Origin of the sequence: Klebsiella sp. HMSC09D12 (genome assembly GCF_001808475.1) — a bacterium.
GTDB lineage: Bacteria > Pseudomonadota > Gammaproteobacteria > Enterobacterales > Enterobacteriaceae > Klebsiella > Klebsiella oxytoca.
This window is the reverse complement of record NZ_KV793434.1, coordinates 42,155-43,616: the sequence shown is the minus strand read 5'-3', so window position 1 is coordinate 43,616 and position 1,462 is coordinate 42,155. Positions and strand designations below refer to the sequence as shown.

Genomic DNA, 1,462 nt, shown 5'->3' with positions numbered 1-1,462 from the left:
GCGCGGTCACCGGCGTGCCGGCGCCTGCCGGGGCGGCCGCCTGAGCCGGGGCGGAAGAGGCTGCCGGCGCGGCGGCCGTCAGCTGGCTGATATCGCCGCCGTCGCTGACCTTCACCACAAAGGCTTTACCTTCCACTTCCACGGTGTAGACGCCGGACGCGGCCGGTTTAGCGGCTTTTGCCGCCGGTTTGACCTCTTCAGCCTGCGGCAGCGGCTCAAACGCCGCCGGGTTGTGGCGGTTCGCCAGGAACTTCAGGCCGATTTGCGGGAACAGGGCCACGGTCAGCACGTCGTCGATGGCGTTCTCCGCCAGAACGATGCCCTTCTCCTGCGCCTGACGTTTCACGTCGGCTTCCAGCTGCGCCAGCTCCGGCTTCAGCAGGTCCGCCGGGCGGCAGGTGATGGCTTCTGCGCCGTCGAGCACGCGGGCCTGTAAGGCAGCGTTGACCGGCACCGGGGTATGGCCGTATTCGCCCTTCAGAATCCCGGCGGTCTCCTTCGCGATGGTTTTGTAGCGCTCGCCGGTCAGCACGTTCAGCACCGCCTGGGTGCCGACAATCTGCGAGGTCGGGGTGACCAGCGGGATGAAGCCGAGGTCCTCGCGCACGCGGGGGATTTCCGCCAGCACCTCATCCAGACGGTGGGCGGCGTTCTGCTGCTTCAGCTGGCCCTCGAGGTTGGTGAGCATCCCGCCCGGCACCTGGGCCACGAGGATACGGCTGTCGGTGCCCTTCAGCTGGCCTTCGAAGGCGTGGTATTTCCTGCGCACCTCGCGGAAGTACGCCGCGATGCTTTCGAGCTTCAGGATATCCAGCCCGGTGTCGTGCTCAGTACCCGCCAGCGTCGCCACCAGCGCCTCGGTGGCCGGGTGGCCGTAGGTGGCGCTCATGGAAGAGATGGCGGTATCAACGCCGTCAACGCCCGCCTCGATGGCCTTCAGCAGGGCCATCTCCGCCATCCCGGTGGTGGCATGAGCATGCAGATGCAGGCGCACGTCATAGCGCTTCTTGATTTCGCTGACCAGCGCAAAGGCGGCCCCCGGGGTGAGAATGCCGGACATGTCTTTAATCGCAATGGAATCGACGCCGGTTTCCAGCAGCTGTTCGGTCAGGTCCAGCCAGGTCTGTAGCGTGTGCGCCGGGCTGGTGGTGTAGGAGAGCGTGCCCTGGGCGTGGGCGCCGTGGCTGCGCACCGCCTGCAGGGCGGCTTTCATGTTGCGCGGGTCGTTCATGGCGTCGAAGACGCGGAACACGTCCATGCCGTTTTTGACGGCGCGCTCAGTGAAGCGCTCCACCACGTCATCGGCGTAGTGGCGGTAGCCGAGCAGGTTCTGGCCGCGGAGCAGCATCTGCAGGGGGGTCTTCGGCATGGCCTTTTTGAGCTCGCGCAGGCGGACCCAGGGGTCCTCGCCGAGGAAGCGGATGCAGGCGTCAAAGGTGGCGCCGCCCCAGCATTCAAGGGA

General features: G+C 66.7%; 1 protein-coding gene. It reads right to left on the bottom strand.

Annotation, left to right across the window (positions count from 1 at the left end; translation table 11 throughout):
• A partial coding sequence (oadA, locus tag HMPREF3178_RS07680) for a sodium-extruding oxaloacetate decarboxylase subunit alpha (RefSeq protein ID WP_070585101.1) occupies positions 1 to 1,462 on the bottom strand: 1,462 nt, incomplete at both ends.